Annotated in this window: 12 protein-coding genes; 2 read left to right on the top strand and 10 right to left on the bottom strand. The window is 57.8% G+C overall.

Annotation, left to right across the window (positions count from 1 at the left end; all coding sequences use genetic code 11):
* Nucleotides 1–256: 256 nt before the first annotated feature.
* Genes H7F31_RS11630 through H7F31_RS11620 form a run of 3 tightly spaced genes read right to left on the bottom strand, consistent with a single transcriptional unit; the run spans nucleotide 257 to nucleotide 3,791 of the window.
* Entirely contained in the window at nucleotides 257–1,792 is a 1,536-nt protein-coding gene (locus tag H7F31_RS11630) for a gluconokinase (protein WP_261800387.1), read from the bottom strand.
* On the bottom strand, nucleotides 1,756–3,033 hold the full coding sequence (locus H7F31_RS11625) for a nickel pincer cofactor-dependent isomerase, group 22 (protein ID WP_087566277.1): 1,278 nt from the start codon (nucleotides 3,031–3,033) through the stop codon (nucleotides 1,756–1,758). Before H7F31_RS11625 ends, H7F31_RS11630 begins: the two co-directional genes overlap by 37 nt.
* Entirely contained in the window at nucleotides 3,030–3,791 is a 762-nt protein-coding gene (locus tag H7F31_RS11620; protein ID WP_246608521.1) for an SDR family oxidoreductase, read from the bottom strand. The genes H7F31_RS11625 and H7F31_RS11620 overlap by 4 nt, the downstream gene beginning before the upstream one ends.
* A gap of 251 nt (nucleotides 3,792–4,042) precedes the next feature.
* On the opposite strand from H7F31_RS11620, the gene H7F31_RS11615 reads away from it, so the two are divergent.
* On the top strand, nucleotides 4,043–5,032 hold the full coding sequence (locus tag H7F31_RS11615) for a LacI family DNA-binding transcriptional regulator (protein WP_187104315.1): 990 nt from the start codon (nucleotides 4,043–4,045) through the stop codon (nucleotides 5,030–5,032).
* 226 nt (nucleotides 5,033–5,258) lie between these two features.
* Here the strand turns inward: H7F31_RS11615 and H7F31_RS11610 are convergent, their stop codons facing one another.
* The gene (locus H7F31_RS11610) at nucleotides 5,259–6,026 is read right to left on the bottom strand and encodes a phytanoyl-CoA dioxygenase family protein (protein ID WP_187104314.1); all 768 of its coding nucleotides are present in this window, start codon (nucleotides 6,024–6,026) and stop codon (nucleotides 5,259–5,261) included.
* A 137-nt stretch (nucleotides 6,027–6,163) separates the two neighbouring features.
* Here H7F31_RS11610 and H7F31_RS11605 point away from each other — a divergent pair, with 137 nt between their 5' ends.
* A complete protein-coding gene (locus H7F31_RS11605; protein ID WP_187104313.1) occupies nucleotides 6,164–6,940 on the top strand; it encodes a helix-turn-helix domain-containing protein in 777 nt (258 codons plus the stop codon).
* Nucleotides 6,941–6,968: 28 nt separating this feature from the next.
* On the opposite strand, the gene prpB is transcribed toward H7F31_RS11605, so the two are convergent.
* The 6 genes from prpB to H7F31_RS11570 all read right to left on the bottom strand — a co-directional run bounded on the left by prpB (nucleotide 6,969) and on the right by H7F31_RS11570 (nucleotide 17,130).
* Nucleotides 6,969–7,874, bottom strand: coding sequence for a methylisocitrate lyase (prpB, locus tag H7F31_RS11600; RefSeq protein ID WP_187104312.1), 906 nt, complete (start codon nucleotides 7,872–7,874; stop codon nucleotides 6,969–6,971).
* Nucleotides 7,875–7,930: 56 nt separating this feature from the next.
* Nucleotides 7,931–9,346: a bifunctional 2-methylcitrate dehydratase/aconitate hydratase gene (locus H7F31_RS11595; RefSeq protein WP_187104311.1), complete on the bottom strand. Its 1,416-nt coding sequence runs from the start codon at nucleotides 9,344–9,346 to the stop codon at nucleotides 7,931–7,933.
* Between the two features lie 739 nt (nucleotides 9,347–10,085).
* A complete protein-coding gene (gene mmgD / locus H7F31_RS11590) occupies nucleotides 10,086–11,201 on the bottom strand; it encodes a citrate synthase (protein WP_187104310.1) in 1,116 nt (371 codons plus the stop codon).
* Nucleotides 11,202–11,334: 133 nt separating this feature from the next.
* Nucleotides 11,335–15,033 (bottom strand): methylmalonyl-CoA mutase family protein, encoded by a 3,699-nt coding sequence (locus H7F31_RS34165; RefSeq protein WP_261800386.1) that lies wholly within the window; start codon nucleotides 15,031–15,033, stop codon nucleotides 11,335–11,337.
* 15 nt (nucleotides 15,034–15,048) lie between these two features.
* Nucleotides 15,049–16,197 carry an acyl-CoA dehydrogenase gene (locus H7F31_RS11575; protein WP_187104309.1) on the bottom strand — a complete coding sequence of 383 codons (1,149 nt, stop codon included), beginning with the start codon at nucleotides 16,195–16,197 and terminating at the stop codon, nucleotides 15,049–15,051.
* A 72-nt stretch (nucleotides 16,198–16,269) separates the two neighbouring features.
* Entirely contained in the window at nucleotides 16,270–17,130 is an 861-nt protein-coding gene (locus tag H7F31_RS11570) for a 3-hydroxyacyl-CoA dehydrogenase family protein (protein WP_187104308.1), read from the bottom strand.
* Nucleotides 17,131–17,414 lie beyond the last annotated feature (284 nt).

Here is a 17,414-nt window from a genome sequence, read left to right as displayed (position 1 = left end):
CGAAAGTTACTCCGCGCTACGCTGTAACCCGATTTTCTCGGCTTACAGAGCCAAAAGTTACTCCTCGCCATGCTGTAACCCGATTTTCTCGGCTTACAGACCCGACAGTTGCTCCACGCCATACTGTAACCCGATTTTCTCGGGCTACAGAGCCGAAAGTTACTTCGCGTCATGCTGTAACCCGATTTTCTCGGCTTACAAGAGCCGTGCAATGGAGCAGGCTCGACCGAATCCGCGCCGAAGCCCGCCCGCTCGATTAGATCGGCAAACGATCCATTTCATGCATGGACGGCTTCAACGCGTGGTACAGGTTCAAATAAAACGGAAGCAGCTCGCTGTAGATCGCATGCGTGTCCATGTTGGGCTCGTAGGATACGCCGTTCGCCGAGTTCCAACGAAGCAGCGGGCCACGGCCCTCCTCCATGGCGAACAGTCCCAACTGAGCCGCTCCGAGACCGGAGCTCTCCACAGATTCCGGGATCGACACCGGGACGCCGAGAATATCGGCCAACATCTGGCACCATATCTCCGAACGTGCGAAGCCGCCCGAGGCGCGGATCTCCTTCACTTCGTTGCCGCATTCCTTCATCAGCGATACGATGGCGGCGATCTGGTACATGACGCCTTCCATCGCGGCGCGGAGCATATGTTTCTCCGTGTGAGCAAGCGTCAGGCCGAACATAACGCCCTTGGCCTTGCCATCCCAGAACGGCGCGCGCTCTCCCGACAGCAGCGGCAAGAAGAACAGGCCGTTCGCACCTGGCGGCACTTCCGCCGCAAGCGGCATCACGTCCTCCATCGCTTTGCCTGGGAACAGCCGCTCCGCGGTCCATTGAGCGACGATCGCGCCGTTGTTGGAAGCTCCGCCGATCATCCAATAATCATCCGCAAGCGCGTAACAGAACAGGCGTCCTTCCGGCTCCAACAGCGGACCGCGAACAGCGGTGCGTACGGCGCTGCTCGTGCCGATCGTGACGGCGGCAACGCCAGGCTCAATCGCTCCGATGCCGAGATTCGCCAGTACGCCGTCCTGTCCTCCAAGCACGAACGGCGTAGCTGCCGACAGCTTCATCCGCTCCGCGAACTCTGCTTTCAGCCCCTCGATCCGGCCCGTGGACGGCATCAGCTCTGGAAGCTGCTCGCGCTTTACGCCGGCAAGCTCCATATTTTGCGGATCCCAGTCCAGCGTCTCCACATTGAAAAGTCCCGTCGCGCTCGCCATGGAGTAATCCGTGACATATCTTCCGAAGAGCTTATGCAGCAAATATTCTTTAATCCCGATAACATGGCTGGTCTTGGCCAGCAGGTCCGGACGGTTTTCTCTCATCCAGATCAGCTTGGGCAGCGGCGACATGGGGTGAATTGGCGTACCGGAACGCAAGTAAGCGCCCAGCCCTTCGCCTATGACGTTCAGTTCATTCGCTTGCTCCGCGCTGCGCAAGTCAGCCCAGGTGATGACCGGGGTCAGCGCCTTGCCGCTTTCGTCCATCAGTATCACGCTATGATTTGCGGAGCTGAAGCTTACGCACAGCACGTCATCCGCGCTCCAGCCGCCCTTCGCCATCAGTTGCGAGACACATTCGATGACAGCCTCCGACATCTCCTCCGGGTCCTGCTCCGCATAACCGGGCTGCGGCGTATGCAGCCGATAGCCGATCGAGTGGGAGCCGAGAATCCCGCCGTTGTAATCGACGGCCAGCGTCTTCGTGCTTGTCGTTCCGATATCGATGCTGATAATCAGCTTGGATTCATGATTCATTTCGGCAGAAACCCTTCCTCGTCGAATTGCCATTGATACGGGCCTTCCAGAATTTCGATATCGGGATGACCCTTGGCTTCCTCCAAAAGGCTCTCCGAAATTTCGATCTCGCCAAGATGCAGCGTATCCTTGATGCGAGCCAGGCGAACCGTCGTATAGTCCAAAATATTGCTCGTTTTAATGCCCGCCTTAATGGCGTCCATATCGTTCGCGAGCGTCGTCGCTTGCTTCGTCGGCGCGCACACGGTCGATGTCAGACCATTGGCGTAGGTGCCTGGCCAATCCGTCTTGCCCACAAGCCGGCTCGTGGTGAAATCCGCCGTGCCGACGCCGTTGGCGTTGCCCTTGGACTCCTTCGTCAAGTCGAGTACGACGATCTTGTTCACTTCGGGACCGCCCGACGCGTAAGGAGTCGGATACCGTCCGGTTATGTTGGGGTCCATGCCGTCGCCGCTTATGTTCTTGCCGATATAGTCGACGACGAGCACGTCGAAGCTGTCGAACAGAAACTTCGGAAGGCGCGCTTTTGCTTCCGCGAGAAGCTCGCGTTCTCTTGCTTCCATGACGTCCGTCCCGACCACCTCTACGCGGCAAATCTGATCGTACGCGTTCTCCACGACCGCGACGCCGAAGGAGATCGGCAGCTTGTCGATCATAATGCGAGCCATCGCGGGAACGTTCTCGGCCATGTATTTGAAACCGAGCTGGTGGCAAGCTTCGGCGCCCTTTTGCTTGCCGAGGCCGATCGCGATCATTTTGAAGAGGCCGCTCTCGATGGGGCCGCGGAACGCCGTGTGCGGCTTGATCCGATTCACGACCACGATGGCGTCGGCTTCCTCCGCCGCGATCTTGTCGCAATAAACGGGCAAGCCGTTCGGCAGCTGGTCAAGCTCGATCACTTCCATGGAGGAACGAACGGGACAGCCCATCGTCGATTCGTCGATGCCGAGATGAGCGAGAACGGCCGTCTGGCCTTCCGCCGTAGCGCTTCCGTGACTGCCCATGCAAGGTACGATAAACGGCTCGCAGCCCTGTAGCTTAAGCTCGTCCACGACGGCCTTGGTCAGCTCGTCGATTCGCGAGATGCCGCGGCTTCCGACGGCCAGCGCCACCTTTGCCCCCGGCTTGAGGGCTTGCAGCTGCGGGCTTTCCTTCAGCCCACGACGGAGATCACCTACAGGATCCTCAAGCTTAGTGCCATCGAAGCGCTGACGGATGCGATACAGGCTCGGAAGCGGCGTTTGCTCGACAAGGCGTGTCAGCAGATCGCTCATATCGTCATCGCTCCGAAGCCGCCGTCAACACGCAAGAACGAACCCGTCACGAAGGAGGATGCTTTGGAAGAGGCCAAGTAAACGACGGCTCCCTTTAACTCCTCAGGCGTACCGAACCGGTCCATCGGCGTATGGCCCATAATGGATTCGATCCGCTCCGGCGACAAAATTTTGCGATTCTGCTCGGCCGGGAAGAAACCCGGGATAATGGCGTTGACACGCACGTTGTCCTTCGCGAATTCGCGCGCAAGGAACTGGGTAACCGAGTTTACGCCCGACTTGGACACGGAATACGTGAACACGCGGGACAGCGGAGGACCCGAAGATACCGACGAAATGTTAATGATAGAGCCTCCCCTGCCCTGGTCGATCATCTGCTTGCCGAACACTTGGCAGGCCAGCACGACGCTCTTAAGGTTCACGTCCAAGATGCGGTCCCACTCATCCATCTCCAGCTCGAAGAAAGGCGTTGCGCTATTTGTGCCCGACGCGTTGATCAGCGTGTCCACGCTGCCGCCCCACTCCAGCACCTTGGCCAGTACATTTTCCAGATCGCCTTTATTGGCAGCATCCGCTTTCAAAGCGATCGCTTCGCCGCCCTTCTCGCGAATCGCCTCGCATACGCGTTCCGCCTTCTCCATATCGCGGCCGATGATGGCCACCTTAGATCCTGCTTCCGCCAGCGCCTCCGACATCGCGCTTCCCAACACGCCGTTGCCGCCGATGACGACGGACACGGTATTCTCCAAATTAAACATGAGAGCAACCCCTTCGCTCATAATTTACAACGTTGTAATTTCAATCATAATAGATTAAGCTAGTACTGTCCACCACAAAAAACGAAGTATTCCGGACGCCTTAAATAATTGACTAATTCACGGCATGCAGCCGCAGATACGAGACAAGAAGACGATACATCAACTTCGATCCCTCCATCTACTCTGGATACGTTACAATTACTTTCCACACCTATTGTTACTCAAACATTATCCCCATAAGGAGAGAATATATGGTAACGATTAAGGACATCGCCAAACGCGCGGGAGTCAGTTTCTCCACCGTTTCCAAGGCGCTTCTAGGCAATCCGAATATTAAAGCGGTTACCAAAGAACGGATCTGGGAGATCGCGCGCGAAATGGGCTACCAGCCCAACATCGCGGCCCGCAGCCTTGTATCGCGGAAGTCCGGCGCGATCGGCATCATCTGGCCCACCGTCGAACGCGGAGCCTTGTCCTCCTTAATCACAAAGCTGAATGACGAATTGGAGCGGCGGGGTTACACGACGCTGCTCTCCATCAGCCGGACGGACGCCGCGATCGAATCATTTAACCGCTACCGGATGGATGCCGTCCTGCTGTTCGGCGACCACAGCGGCAACCGCGACGAGCTAAGCGGGATCGGGAGCATGCAGTCGCCGCTGCTCGTCTACGGGGCGGCCGGGTCGCATCCGTTCTCCACCGTCGACGTCAACAGAGGCCAGGCGATTCGCCTCGCCGTCCGTCATCTGGCGGAGCTTGGCCACTCGAGAATCGCCTACCTCGGCAGACCCGACGGCGACGACCCGATGCAAACCGTCAAGATCGAAGCGTTTCTGGGCGAAGCACGGAAGCTCGGTCTTTGCGTTGCCGACGAATCCATCTTGCGAATTGAAGGGCTCGAGACTCACGACGGCTACATCGCGGCGGAAGCTATGTTCGGTTGGCCCTCGCCACCAACGGCGGTCATCAGCGGCGGCGTAGATCTGACGCGCGGCATTTACCGCGCAGCGCGCGAGCGGGGGCTTCGGGTACCGGAGGACTTGTCCGTCGTCAGCTACGACAATATTCCGCTGATGGAGGATCTCGACGTACCGACGACGGCAGTCGGCGTCTCCGTCCACGCGATCGCTTCCGTCATCGCAGAAGCGCTTCACAAATTGATTGAGATATCGGACGAACTGCTGACGATTGCTCTCGAACCGGAAATAGTCGTCAGGAGTTCCTCCACCCGATTACAATAAAGCCCATCTACTATTCGGAAGGGCCATCCATCCTTTCATTTTGTGCCCGGTCCATACCGAATTCCTCCGAAACTCATTGAACACTTTCCTCTTCTTCTATTTGGGATAGCCGCGAATAGCCGAATGTATCCGCTTATAGCAGATTTCAGCTAAAAAATGGGGCAAGACGCGCAGAAAACCTTCTCCTGACGATCAGGAGAAGGTTTCGGCGATTCGTGCAATGCGATTACAAGAAATAATATTTGCTCAAATCTTTGCCCGCGAGCGCATACCGCTTGTAGTGCTGGTAATGCGCGTTGTACAGCTGGCCGTTTTTCGACGGGGAATAGGTCAAATAAAGCTGCTTGCGGCTATTGCCCGAAGTGTTGGCTCCGCTCTGATGCGGCGTAAAGGAATGGAAGATGATGACATCCCCGGGATTGGTTTCGACAATCTCCCCTTTCCGAGGATCAATCTCGGCGATTTCCGCCGCATTCATATTGCGCAGCTCGCCCGGTGTCGAGCGGAAACGGTCATGATAACCGGGGAACAGCTCCAGTCCGCCATTTTCCACCGTCGCTCCGTCGATGGCGATCATGACGCTGATCAGCCCTTCGATCGGGAAGCCTTGCCACCAAGAGGCGTCCTGATGCATGCTGTATCCGTTCGCTCCCGGCAGCTTAAAGATCAGCTTATCCTTAAACAGCAGCGGCTCATCCATATAGATGTCGCGCAGCGGCGACAGAATGCGCTCATCCTTCACCAATTCGGCGAACAGCGGCGATATATCTTGCACCGGATCCATTCTTTCGATCTTCACGTCTCCATTGGCATAGCTCTTGTAGCCGGCGCGAACGTTGCCGCTATCCAGGAAACGCTCCGTCGTCAGAAGTTTGTCGCATTCCGCTTGCAGGACGCGGGCTTCCTCCTCGCTAAATACATGGCGAAGCACCAAATACCCTTGCTCGTTATAGCTTTTCACTTGCTCGTCGGACAACAGCATAATGTTGCTCATTATCATTTCCCCTTCACTTTTTTTTGTGGTTATCTTCTTGATACCTATAATAAACGCCGCCATTTACTTTTTACATGCACTGCTTTATTCTATTTCATATACTTTTTTGCAAATATCAAGTGAAAGGGGAAAGCGACTTGCAGTCGTTGGAAATCAAAAGAAGCTACGTAAGCGGAGTCCGCGCGGAATTTAAGCTGGAGGAGGATCAATATGAGGACTGGGTGATGCTTGCCGCGTTGTCTGGACGGTTCGCCTTCGCGATGGACGACCGGGAGGAAACCGGCTTCGATGAGGCCGCCTACGGCGAGCTTGTCCTCTGTCCGCCCGGCATGCGGCTGAAACGCCGTGTAATGGAGCCCCTCTCCTTTCTCTTTATCGAATTCGCCTCCGAACAAGAGTGGCCGTCTGGCAAGCTTGCGATTCGGGATTTGCAGCGACTGGAGTCTACCTATCGTTATTTGCGCATCGCGTGCGCGCAATCGGGAGAAGGCGAAGGAACGGCCTACATTCGCCACTTCGTCGGCGACCTGCTCGCCGTCCTGTCGCTGGAGCAGGCATCCTCCGCGGACAGAGCCCGCAAAACGAAGCAGGACCCTGTCATGGGCAGGGTTCTGGCTTATTTGGAGCGGCATGCTCCGGAATATGGCTGGAATCTTGGCCAGTTATCGAACGAGCTGGGCATCGGAGCCTCTCAGTTGACCAGACGTTTCCGGCAAGCGTACGGCCAATCCCCAGTTGAATATCTGACTTCCATCAGGCTTCAGAAGGCGCGGTCGCTGCTCGTCGAAACCGATGATACGCTCGAACATATCGCCGAGCAATGCGGGTACCAAAACGCCTTTTATTTCAGCCGAATGTTCAAGAGCAAGTGTAAAATCAATCCGTCCGATTACCGTAAGAAACATAGCTTCTGACGATCGTCCGGCGAAATAATTCCCCACCCTATTTTTCCGGAAGCACCGTCCGCGCGATTCGGCCGTCGAGCGCCTCGTAATCCGAGTAACGGATCGTCTCGTACAGCTCCTTGCGCGTCTGCAGATCCGGCAGCGATGCGACTTGCGTGCCGCTGCGGGCAATCTCCGTGAAAACCCGCTCGTACGCCTTGGCCGCGGCGCGCAGCGAGGTGACGGGATAGATGACCATTCGGAAGCCCCAGTCCGCGAATTGATCGGCGGTATAATAAGGCGTTCGGCCGAACTCCGTCATATTGGCGAGCAGAGGAATACGGACGGCTTCGCTAAATGTCCGAAATTCCGCCTCCCCCTCCAACGCCTCGGGAAAAATCGCGTCCGCGCCGGCGGCCGCATATTTTTTTGCCCTCGATATCGCCGCCTCCAGCCCTTCCCCGTCCCTCGCATCCGTCCGCGCGACTACGTACAAGCTCGGGCTCACATCCTTGATCATCCGGATTTTTTGCGCCATCTCCTCCGCCGTCACAAGCCGCTTGCCGTTGAGATGACCGCACTTTTTCGGCATGTCTTGATCCTCAAGCTGGACGGCCGCCGCCTTGGCCTCCACCAGCTCTTTGGCCGCGCGGGCTACGTTTAATACGCCACCGTAACCGGTGTCGATGTCGACAAGCACAGGCAGCCCCGATGCCCGAACCAGCTCCCGCGTCCGCTCCGCCACTTCGTTGCTATAGATAAGCCCCAGATCAGGCAGCCCCCGGCTCGCCGTATAAGCCGCTCCGGACAAATACAAAGCTTGAAATCCGCAAGCTTTCGCCACCTTGGCCGACATGCCGTCATGCGTACCCGGTATTTGAACGATCGGTCCGCTTGCGACAAGCGCGCGAAACTTCTGAGACAGCTCATATTGACTCGGCTCTTCTTCCACTAGCCATGACATCGCCCCATTCTCCCTTCCTCTCTATCTGCTCCGACTGCAAACGTCCGCAAATCTTTTTAGATAACCAACATTCCCATAAATCGCGTTACGGGCATGCCGGACAAGTTCAGAAAATCAAAGCCGGAGCGCAAAATCTCGGCAGTGCGAACTCTCGGGAACCGGGTCAACAGATTGGCTTCGCATTTCTCGATCACCTTCGGCAGTCCCTCTTCGCGCCGTCTTCGGTGTCCGATGGGATATTCGCAGACGACCTTCTCCGTCTCGGTTCCGTCTGTAAACCGCACCTGTATGGCGTTCGCAATGGAACGTTTATCCGGATCCAGGTAGTCGCGGCTGAATTGCGGATCGTGTACGACGGTCATTTTCGCGCGAAGCGAATCGATTCGGGGATCGGCCGCCGCCTCGTCTTCGTAATGCTCCGCAGTAAGCGAACCGTAAATAAGCGCCACCGCGGCCATATATTGCAAACAATGGTCCCTGTCCGCGGGATTGGCGAGCGGCCCTTTTTTGTCGATGATCCGAATGGCCGACTCATGTGTCGTCAAAGTAATTTCAGCGATATCTTCCAAACGGTTGACCACGATGTCATGCAGGGCGAACGCGCACTCTACGGCGGTCTGGGCGTGGAATTCGGCCGGGAACGATATTTTAAAGAGGACGTTCTCCATGACATAGGCGCCAAGCGGACGGGCAAGAGCAAGCTCCCGGCCTTGGAACAACACATCTTGAAACCCCCACTTCGCGGCCGTGAGCGGCGTATCATACCCCATCTCCCCGTTTATCGCCATAAGCGCGTGACGCACCGCTCTGCTAGCCGCATCCCCCGCCGCCCAGCTTTTGCGCGAGCCCGTGTTCGGCGCATGGCGATAGGTCCGGAGCGCGCCGCCGTCAAGCCAGGCGTTCGATAACGCAGCCTCGATCTCCTTAACAGTACCGCCGAGCAGCGCCGTCGCCATCGCCGTAGAAGCAATGCGCACAAGCAGCACATGGTCGAGCCCCACGCCGTTAAAAGAATGGTTAAGCGCCAAAATGCCCTGGATTTCGTGGGCTTTTACGGCAGCTTCGAGCACATCCCTCATCGTCAACGATTCTCCGCCCTCGGCCAGCCTTTTCCGGCTGACATAATCGGCGACGGCAAGAATGCTGCCGAGATTATCCGACGGATGGCCCCATTCTGCGGCCAGCCAAGTATCGTTATAATCGAGCCAGCGAATCATGGTGCCGATGTTGAACGCGGCATGCACGGGCTCCAGCTCGAGCTGCGTGCCGGGCACGCGAGCACCGCCGGGCAATACGGCTCCAGGGACAATTGGCGCGATATGCTTCGCGCATTCCGGAAACCGCAGCGCTAGCACCGCCGTGCCGATGGAATCCATAAGCATATATTGGGCGATCCGCAACGCCTCTTCGCTTTCAACCCTGTATTGGGCCGCATATGCCGCCAGCTCGGTCAGCAATGAATCTCGTACCATGCATGGATCCTCCCTTCGCTTCTGCAAGATTGGAGCAGGCAAAATGAACCGGCCTCTAGCCTGAAGTCGCTGATAAGCGTACGTTGACTAAGGCAGATGTGCGGGTGTTTACTAAATGAGCATTCGGTGACTAAGGCAGATGAGCGGGCGGTGATTAGGGCAGATGGGTGTGCGCTGACTAAATGAGTTGACGGTGACTAAGGCTGATTGGTGTGCGGTGACTAAATGAGCGGGCAGTGACTAAGTTAGATGTGCGGGTAACCGACGTTTGCGACTCGCGGACTATGCCTAGTCATACGCGTACTTCAGCGTGGATAAGGTGAAACGGCTGTCGCCGTCCTTTGGCGGCGCAGCGCGTTTTATTCCGAGAATTGTAGGGCAAGTTTGGAGAAAACTTATGACTTTCCTATATTTTGAATAAGAGGAAAAACTCCCTTTAGTTGGATTTCCTTTCGTTTTTTCGGCGTAATTGAGGGAAATTCTCCCTCTAATCCAAGTAGAATGGAGGGCAGACGCCCATTGGATTGAAATTAGAGGGCAGTTTTCCACTTAAAGCCGCAAAAACCGGTATAGCAGCGAGATTAGATGGCGTTTTTCCCTTTATCCCATTCATAACTGACTGCAACACCCACGATCCTTGCACAAAGGTTCGAGGCGGTCCAGCTCAAGGAGGTATCGGCACAGGCCTCAGTCCGGATCAAGGATGCCTCAGCTCGGACCAAGAAGGCATCGGCACTGCTTATGAAAGCCGCAGCCCCCTTGGGCCCGTGTAGCTCACGCGAGGCCGAAAAAGCCGGTTGCCGGCATGCTGCTCGCTAACATGCGCGCACAGTCCCGCCGTACGGGCGGCTAGAAAGACTGGCGTAAACAACGGGACGGGTATGCCAAGCAGCGCATAGACCGGCGCGGCGTAATAATCCAGATTGGGATAGAGCCCTTTCTCCCGCTTCATGACCGCTTCTCCGGCGTCGCACATTTCGTACAAGTCCTGCCGTCCCTTGGCCTCGGCAAGCTTCGCGAGCGCTTGCTTCATCAGCAGCGCTCTGGGATCCGGCTTCCGCATATAGACCCGATGGCCGAAGCCCATAATCCGCTCTTTGCGCGCCAGCTTGCCGAGCATGACGCTCTCCAGCTCCCCGGGTGTCGCCGCCTCGCCCAGCATGGCCATGACCGCCTCATTCGCTCCGCCGTGCAAATAACCTTTGAGCGACGACACCGCTCCTGCCACCGCGCCGTACATGTCGGACATCGTGGAGGCGATGACCCTTGCCGCAAAGGTCGAGTTCGGCAGCTCATGCTCGCTGTAGGCGATGAGCGACTGATCGAAAATTCTCTCTTCCAGCGGCTCCGGCACCTTGGCGGTCAGCATAAACAAGAAGTTGCCGGCAAAGCTGAGATCGCCGCGCGTCTCTATGACGGGCTGCCCGGACAGAATGCGATGGCCGTTCGCCACCAAGTCCGGTACCTTGGCCAGCAGCCGGATGGCCTTGCGGCCGTTCGCCTCGGCGGAATGATCCTCCAGCTCGCCGTCGAAGCCTGCCAGCGCGGATATGGCTGTACGCAACGCGTCCATCCGGTGCGTCCCTGCGGGAACATGAGCCAGCATATCGTAGATCGCGTCAGGAATAGCGCTAGCCGCCGACAATTGCTCCTCCAGCAAATCTCTTCCTTTGCCATCGGGCAGTCTGCCGTTCAGCAGCAAGCCGGCCACCTCCACATAGGAGACGCTCCGCGCAAGCTCGATAAGATCATAACCCCGCAGCACAATTTGTTCCGCTTCTACATCCAGGTAGGAGATGTTCGTTTCGCTTGCGATCACATTCTCAAGACCAGGCACATAACGATCATCCGTCATAATGGTTTCACGCTCCCGTATTTTCGCGTTCCCGTCTTGGTCAACTACCCTCGCAATCCATCGTTCCTGCGATTTAGATTTCCGGCCATCTGGCGTTCTGGCGTTCCGGCGTTCCGGCGATCCAGCGTTCCAACTACATGTTTCTCCTGTATTGTCCGCCAACCTCGAACAAGGCGGTCGTTATTTGACCCAGCGTCGCGACCTGAACCGTCTCCATCAGCTCCTCGAACACGTTCCCGCCGCCCAGCGCCGCTTGCTTTAGACGCTCCAGAGCTTCCTCGGCAGCCGCTTCATGTTTCTCCCGGAAAGTCCGGAGATTCGCGAGCTGCGTCTCCTTCTCCTCCGTCGTCGAACGAGCCAGCTCCGGATCCGACGCCAGCGCTGCTGCGGGATTCGTATTAAGGAAGGTATTGACCCCGACGATCGGCAGCTCTCCGGAATGCTTGAGGCTCTCGTACAACATGGACTCCTCCTGAATCCGGCCCCTCTGGTAGCCGGTATCCATCGCCCCGAGCACGCCTCCCCGGTGATGAATCCGCCCAAGCTCCACGAGCACCGCCTCCTCTACCAGGTCGGTCAGTTCTTCGATCAGGAAGGAGCCCTGCAATGGATTATCGTTTCTCGCGAGCCCGAACTCCTTGTTGATGATGAGCTGAATCGCCATCGCTCTGCGAACGGAATGCTCCGTAGGCGTTGTAATCGCCTCGTCATAAGCGTTGGTATGAAGGGAATTGCAGTTGTCGTAGATGGCAAGCAGCGCCTGCAGCGTCGTCCGAATATCGTTAAAATCCATCTCTTGGGCATGCAGCGAACGACCCGAGGTCTGAATGTGGTATTTCAGCTTCTGGCTCCGTTCATTGCCTCCATACTTATCCCTGATGACCGTGGACCAGATCCGTCTGGCGACGCGGCCCAGCACCGCGTATTCGGGATCAAGCCCGTTGCTGAAGAAGAAGGAAAGATTCGGCGCGAAGTCGTCGACGGCCATCCCCCGGCTCCGATAATATTCGACGTACGTAAAGCCGTTAGCCAGCGTAAACGCCAGCTGGGAGATCGGATTGGCTCCGGCCTCCGCGATATGGTAGCCGCTGATGCTTACCGAATAATAATGGCGCACGCCGTGGTCAATAAAATATTGCTGAATATCGCCCATCATTTTCAGCGCGAACCCGGTCGAGAAGATGCAGGTGTTTTGTCCCTGATCCTCCTTTAAAATATCGGCCTGCACCGTGCCTCGAACTGTTTGCAGGGTCCGCGTCCGTATAGCCTCCTCCTCTGCGGCGTTTGGCTTTCGGCCATGTTGAGCCGCGAACTTCGCAAGCTGTTGTCGGATCGCCGCATTCATATACATCGCAAGCAAGATCGGCGCGGGACCGTTAATCGTCATGGAGACGCTCGTGGCGGGATGACACAGATCAAAGCCCCGGAAGAGCCGTTCCATGTCGTCGAGCGTCGGGACATTGACGCCGCTGTTGCCGATTTTGCCATAAATATCGGGACGTTTGCCGGGATCATGCCCGTACAAGGTGACGCTGTCGAATGCCACGGACAACCGCTTCGCGTTATCATGCCTGCTCAAATAATGGAATCGCCTGTTCGTTCGTTCCGGCGTTCCTTCGCCCGCGAATTGCCGCTTCGGCTCCTCGTCGCTTCGCTTGATCGGGAATACGCCAGCCGTGTAGGGCGGCTTGCCGGGCACATTCTCCGTCAGCAGCCAACGCAGCAGATCGCCCGGACAGGAATACCTTGGCAATGCGATGCGAGGCAGCGTCAGGCCGGAGAGCGTAGTCCAGTGCAGTCTCGACTGAGAGGGCTGAGCAGCAGTTGGTTCGGGCGATGAGGGATTAGCGGTTGCTGGTCCCGTATCCAAGGGCTTTTTTGCAGCTTCAGTTTCCGCTGATAAGGGCTTAGAAGCAGCTGGCCCCGCATTCGGGGACTTTTTGGCAGCAGCAGGCGTTGATCCCGCTGTTAGAAGCGTTGCTCCAACACCGTAAGCCTCCCGCACGGCCGGCCACTCGTCCAGCAGCTTCTTGCAGGAGGGATGAAGCTTAAGCTCCAGCTCGGCCGCCATCGCTTCCAGAAGCACAGCGATTTGCCTGGTGTCGTCTTGAGCCAGGTTCGACTGCCCGACAGGCGATCCATACGCTTCGTGCTCCGCCGGTTGCGACTCAACCGTATCGGGTGACTGCGCAGCCAACGGCGGCATGGCTCCTCCTTGCTCCGCCGCCGGTCGCGATATCGCCGCATCTGGCAACTGAGCAGCTATGGGCGGCGCTTGCGAGGAGTCCCGCGCCTGAGATCTTGTACCTTGCTCCGGCTGCTCGAACGCTGCCTCGTGCAATATAAAACTTCCGCCATTCGCTTTCACCAGCATCCGCGCGCCTCGCAGCTTGCCGATCCGCCTCGCCAGCTCGGCCTGCTCCTCTACAAATGTTCGACGTTCCCGCAACGTCTCGACGATCTCGCCCAGGTATCCGCTCCGCTCCCGCGGAATGATGAATCCGGGAAGCGACACCTTCGACCATTTAGGAGCGACCCGGGCATCGTCGGCCGGCGACCGAGGTTCTGGAATCAGCGGCGATCGCGACGCCGGCTTCAAAGCGTTACGGACATAACGTTCCGCCGCTTCCGCAATGTCGCGGAACAACGCATCGGTCGCCAAGTCGCCAAACCTGCTTGCGATCGTGCCGTACACCGGCAGCTCTTCGTCGGCAATGTCCGTACCCATGCCGCGGCTGCGACGGTATTGCTTGCGGACGTCGCGCAGCGCATCCTCGGAGCCGGCACGGTCGAATTTGTTAACGACGATCATGTCGGCGTAATCGAGCATGTCGATTTTCTCCAGCTGGGAGGGGGCTCCGTATTCGCTTGTCATAACGTACACCGCAATATCGCAGAGCCTCGTTATTGCCGAGTCCCCTTGACCGATGCCGCTCGTCTCCACGATGATCCAGTCGAAGCCCGCATGCTTCGCAAGCACGACGGCATCCGATGTTGCCGCGCTCAGCTCCTTGCCCGAGCCGCGGGTCGCCATGCTCCTCATGTACGTGCGGCCGCCGCCTATCGCGTTCATTCGAATACGGTCGCCGAGCAGCGCGCCACCTGTCTTCTGCCTTGTCGGGTCGACGGAGATGACGGCGATCGTCCCTGCCGCCTTCTCTCGCAGAAACCGCCTGACGAGTTCGTCGGTCACGGAGCTTTTGCCCGCGCCGCCCGTACCTGTTATGCCGATTACCGGTACGCCGAGGGGGAGCTGCTCCCGAATGCCGGCAAGCCAAGCTGCCGACCCATCCGCCTCGGCTGCCGTGATGAGGCGTGCGAGCGCGGAGGGTTCGCGCTCCTGCAGACGCTCCAGCTCCCTCGCCGGATCGATCGCCATCTCGTAGTCCGATTCGCGGAGCATCCACGCGATCATCCCTTCCAGCCCTAGCGTCCGGCCATCTTCCGGCGTAAATATTTTGGATACGCCGTACTTTGCCGACTGCTCGGCTTCCTCCGGCGTAATGGCGCCCCCTCCCCCTGCAAAAATCCGAATATGCGTGGCTTCCCGCTCCCGAAGCAAATCCGCCATGTAGCGCAAAAACTCCACATGCCCGCCCTGGTAAGAGCTGACCGCGATCGCCGCCGCATCCTCTTGTATCGCTGCCGATACGATCTCCTCCGCCGAGCGGTTGTGTCCGAGATGGATGACCTCCGCTCCCGCCGCTTGAAGCAGCCTTCTGATCAGATTGATGGACGCATCGTGGCCGTCGAACAAGGCCGAGGCGGTTACGAACCGAATGGGCCGCCTGGTTTCGCTGCCGTCCGCTTGCATTCCCTCTGGCTTCGTCATCCCGTCTGCCGCCTCCTATCGCCCTTCCTTGACCATATGTTTAAAAATAACCAACCGCTGGATCTCGTTCGTCCCCTCGTAAATTTGCGTCACCTTCGCATCCCGGAACAGCCTCTCCGCGGGATATTCGCGCATATAGCCGTACCCGCCGAAAATCTGCACCGCCTCCGTCGCGCACGACAAAGCCGCGTCGGAGCAGAAGCGCTTCGCCATCGCCGCCTCCTTGCCGCAAGGCAGTCCGCGAGCGCGCAGCGCTGCCGCCTGATAGACAAGCAGCCGCCCCGCTTCGATGGCGGTCGCCATGTCGGCAAGCTTAAAGGCGATCGCCTGATGGCCCGATATCGGCTTGCCGAATTGATGGCGGCTGCCCGCGTATTGCATCGAGCAGTCCAGGGCGGCCTCCGCGATGCCAAGCGCCTGCGCCGCGATGCCGATTCGGCCGGCATCCAGATGCGAAAGCGCGATTCGCAAGCCCTCTCCCTCTTTGCCAAGCAAGCAGTCTGCGGGCACCTCCGCATTGTCGAACACAAGCTCGGTCGTGCTGGATCCGTGAAGACCCAGCTTTTTTTCGCGTTTTCCGACCGTCAGTCCCTTCGTGCCGCGCTCTACAATGAATGCGGATATGCCCTTCATCCCTTTGCCCGGGTCCGTTACCGCGAACGTAATGTAAGTGTCCGCGTAACCTCCGTTCGTAATAAACGATTTCATGCCGTTTAAAATGTAGCGGTCGCCGCGTTTCTCCGCCTTCATCCGCATGCTTGCGGAATCCGAGCCAGCGCTCGGCTCCGTCAGAGCAAAGGCTCCAAGCGCCTCGCCCGAGGCAAGCCGCGGGATGAACCGGCTTCGCTGGTTTTCGTTTCCGTCGTATAGAATCGGGCAAGTACCGACCGAGCTGTGCACGGACAGAATAACGCCAACAGCGGCGCTTGCCTTCGATATTTCATGGATGGCGATCACGTTCGAAACGTAATCCGCCCCGACGCCCCCATACTTCTCCGGAACGGCGATGCCCATGAGCCCCAGCCCTCCCATTGCGGCAATCAGAGCCTCAGGGAAGGCATCCCTTTCTTCCATATCGGCGACGCACGGCGTTACCTCTCTCCTCGCGAAATCCCGTATCATTTCGCGCATCGCTTCCTGCTCGCTTGTCAGTGGCGGCATCATGGCATCCACTTCCCCCGCTGTATAATCGTGCTGATTGGGATATACGTTGTAACCGCTTTGTCGCAGACAACATCATGTGTCGTACAAATAGAAACCCCGCCCCGTCTTCTTGCCCAGCCAACCGGCCTGCACGTACTTGCGCAACAATGGGCAAGGGCGGTACTTGGAATCGCCGAAGCCCTGAAGAAGCACCTCCATGATGGCCAGACATGTATCGAGACCGATCAGGTCTGCCAGCGCCAGCGGTCCCATGGGATGCCGCATGCCCAGCTTCATGATGGCATCCACCGCCTCCGGCGAAGCTACGCCCTCATGCACGCAGCAGATCGCTTCGTTAATCATCGGCATCAGCACGCGGTTGGAAACGAAGCCCGGGCTGTCTCCCGCTTCGACCGCCGTCTTGCCTAACCTCTGCACGAAATGATGGGCCTCCCGGAAAGTTGCATCCGAGGTAGCAAGGCCGCGAATAAGCTCCACAAGCGGCATGACGGGCACCGGGTTCATAAAATGAATGCCCACGACCCGATCAGCCCGCCCCGTAGCGGCTGCCATCTCGGTAATCGGCAGCGCCGACGTATTGCTCGCCAGGATGGTCGCCGCCGGACAACGATCGTCGAGGCTGCGAAACAATTCAAGCTTGGCCGGCAAACTCTCGACGATAGCTTCGATGACTAGCTCCGCGCGTGCCGCCGCTTCAATATCGTCGGCAATCATAATCCGCCCCAGCATCTCCGACGTTTCGGCCTCGCTCTTCCGTCCCTTGGCGACATCTCGCGCCGCTTGGCGTCGCAAGGACTCCAGCCCGTGCTCCGCGCGTTCCGGCGACACATCATGCAGAAGCACCGTCAGCCCCGCCTCCGCCGCCGACTGGGCAATGCCGCCTCCCATCTGCCCCGCGCCGACAACCATCAGCGTCCGGATACGATTGCTCATGGATGGCCTCCTTTCCGCGGTTCGGTTATCGTACATGAACAACCATCAGCGTCCGGTTACGATTGTTCTTTCGGATATCGTACATAAACAACCATCAACGTCCGGTTACGATTGTTCATTCGGATATCGTACATAAACAACCATCAACGTCCGGTTACGATTGTTCATTCGGATATCGTACTTGGACTTAATGCTTCACGCATTCCTTCCTGCATTGGTCTCGCGTGCGTCAGAGCCGACCGGCAGACTTCCTTATTGAAGTCGAGTCGGCTCTATCCTGATCA

Source organism: Paenibacillus sp. PAMC21692, from assembly GCF_014303795.1.
GTDB lineage: Bacteria > Bacillota > Bacilli > Paenibacillales > Paenibacillaceae > Pristimantibacillus > Pristimantibacillus agaridevorans.
Note: the sequence above shows the minus strand (reverse complement) of the source record. Positions and strands in the feature narration are given on the sequence as shown.

What these genes read in the sequence shown, in the direction of transcription:
- H7F31_RS11615 (WP_187104315.1), top strand. Translation starts at nt 4,043, where the DNA reads ATGGTAACGATTAAGGACATCGCCAAACGCGCGGGAGTCAGTTTCTCC.
- mmgD (WP_187104310.1), bottom strand. Translation starts at nt 11,201, where the DNA reads ATGACGGATGATCGTTATGTGCCTGGTCTTGAGAATGTGATCGCAAGC.
- H7F31_RS11575 (WP_187104309.1), bottom strand. Translation starts at nt 16,197, where the DNA reads ATGATGCCGCCACTGACAAGCGAGCAGGAAGCGATGCGCGAAATGATA.
- H7F31_RS11570 (WP_187104308.1), bottom strand. Translation starts at nt 17,130, where the DNA reads ATGAGCAATCGTATCCGGACGCTGATGGTTGTCGGCGCGGGGCAGATG.
- H7F31_RS11610 (WP_187104314.1), bottom strand. Translation starts at nt 6,026, where the DNA reads ATGAGCAACATTATGCTGTTGTCCGACGAGCAAGTGAAAAGCTATAAC.
- H7F31_RS11630 (WP_261800387.1), bottom strand. Translation starts at nt 1,792, where the DNA reads ATGGCAATTCGACGAGGAAGGGTTTCTGCCGAAATGAATCATGAATCC.
- H7F31_RS11595 (WP_187104311.1), bottom strand. Translation starts at nt 9,346, where the DNA reads ATGGTACGAGATTCATTGCTGACCGAGCTGGCGGCATATGCGGCCCAA.
- H7F31_RS34165 (WP_261800386.1), bottom strand. Translation starts at nt 15,033, where the DNA reads ATGACGAAGCCAGAGGGAATGCAAGCGGACGGCAGCGAAACCAGGCGG.
- prpB (WP_187104312.1), bottom strand. Translation starts at nt 7,874, where the DNA reads ATGTCATGGCTAGTGGAAGAAGAGCCGAGTCAATATGAGCTGTCTCAG.
- H7F31_RS11620 (WP_246608521.1), bottom strand. Translation starts at nt 3,791, where the DNA reads ATGTTTAATTTGGAGAATACCGTGTCCGTCGTCATCGGCGGCAACGGC.
- H7F31_RS11625 (WP_087566277.1), bottom strand. Translation starts at nt 3,033, where the DNA reads ATGAGCGATCTGCTGACACGCCTTGTCGAGCAAACGCCGCTTCCGAGC.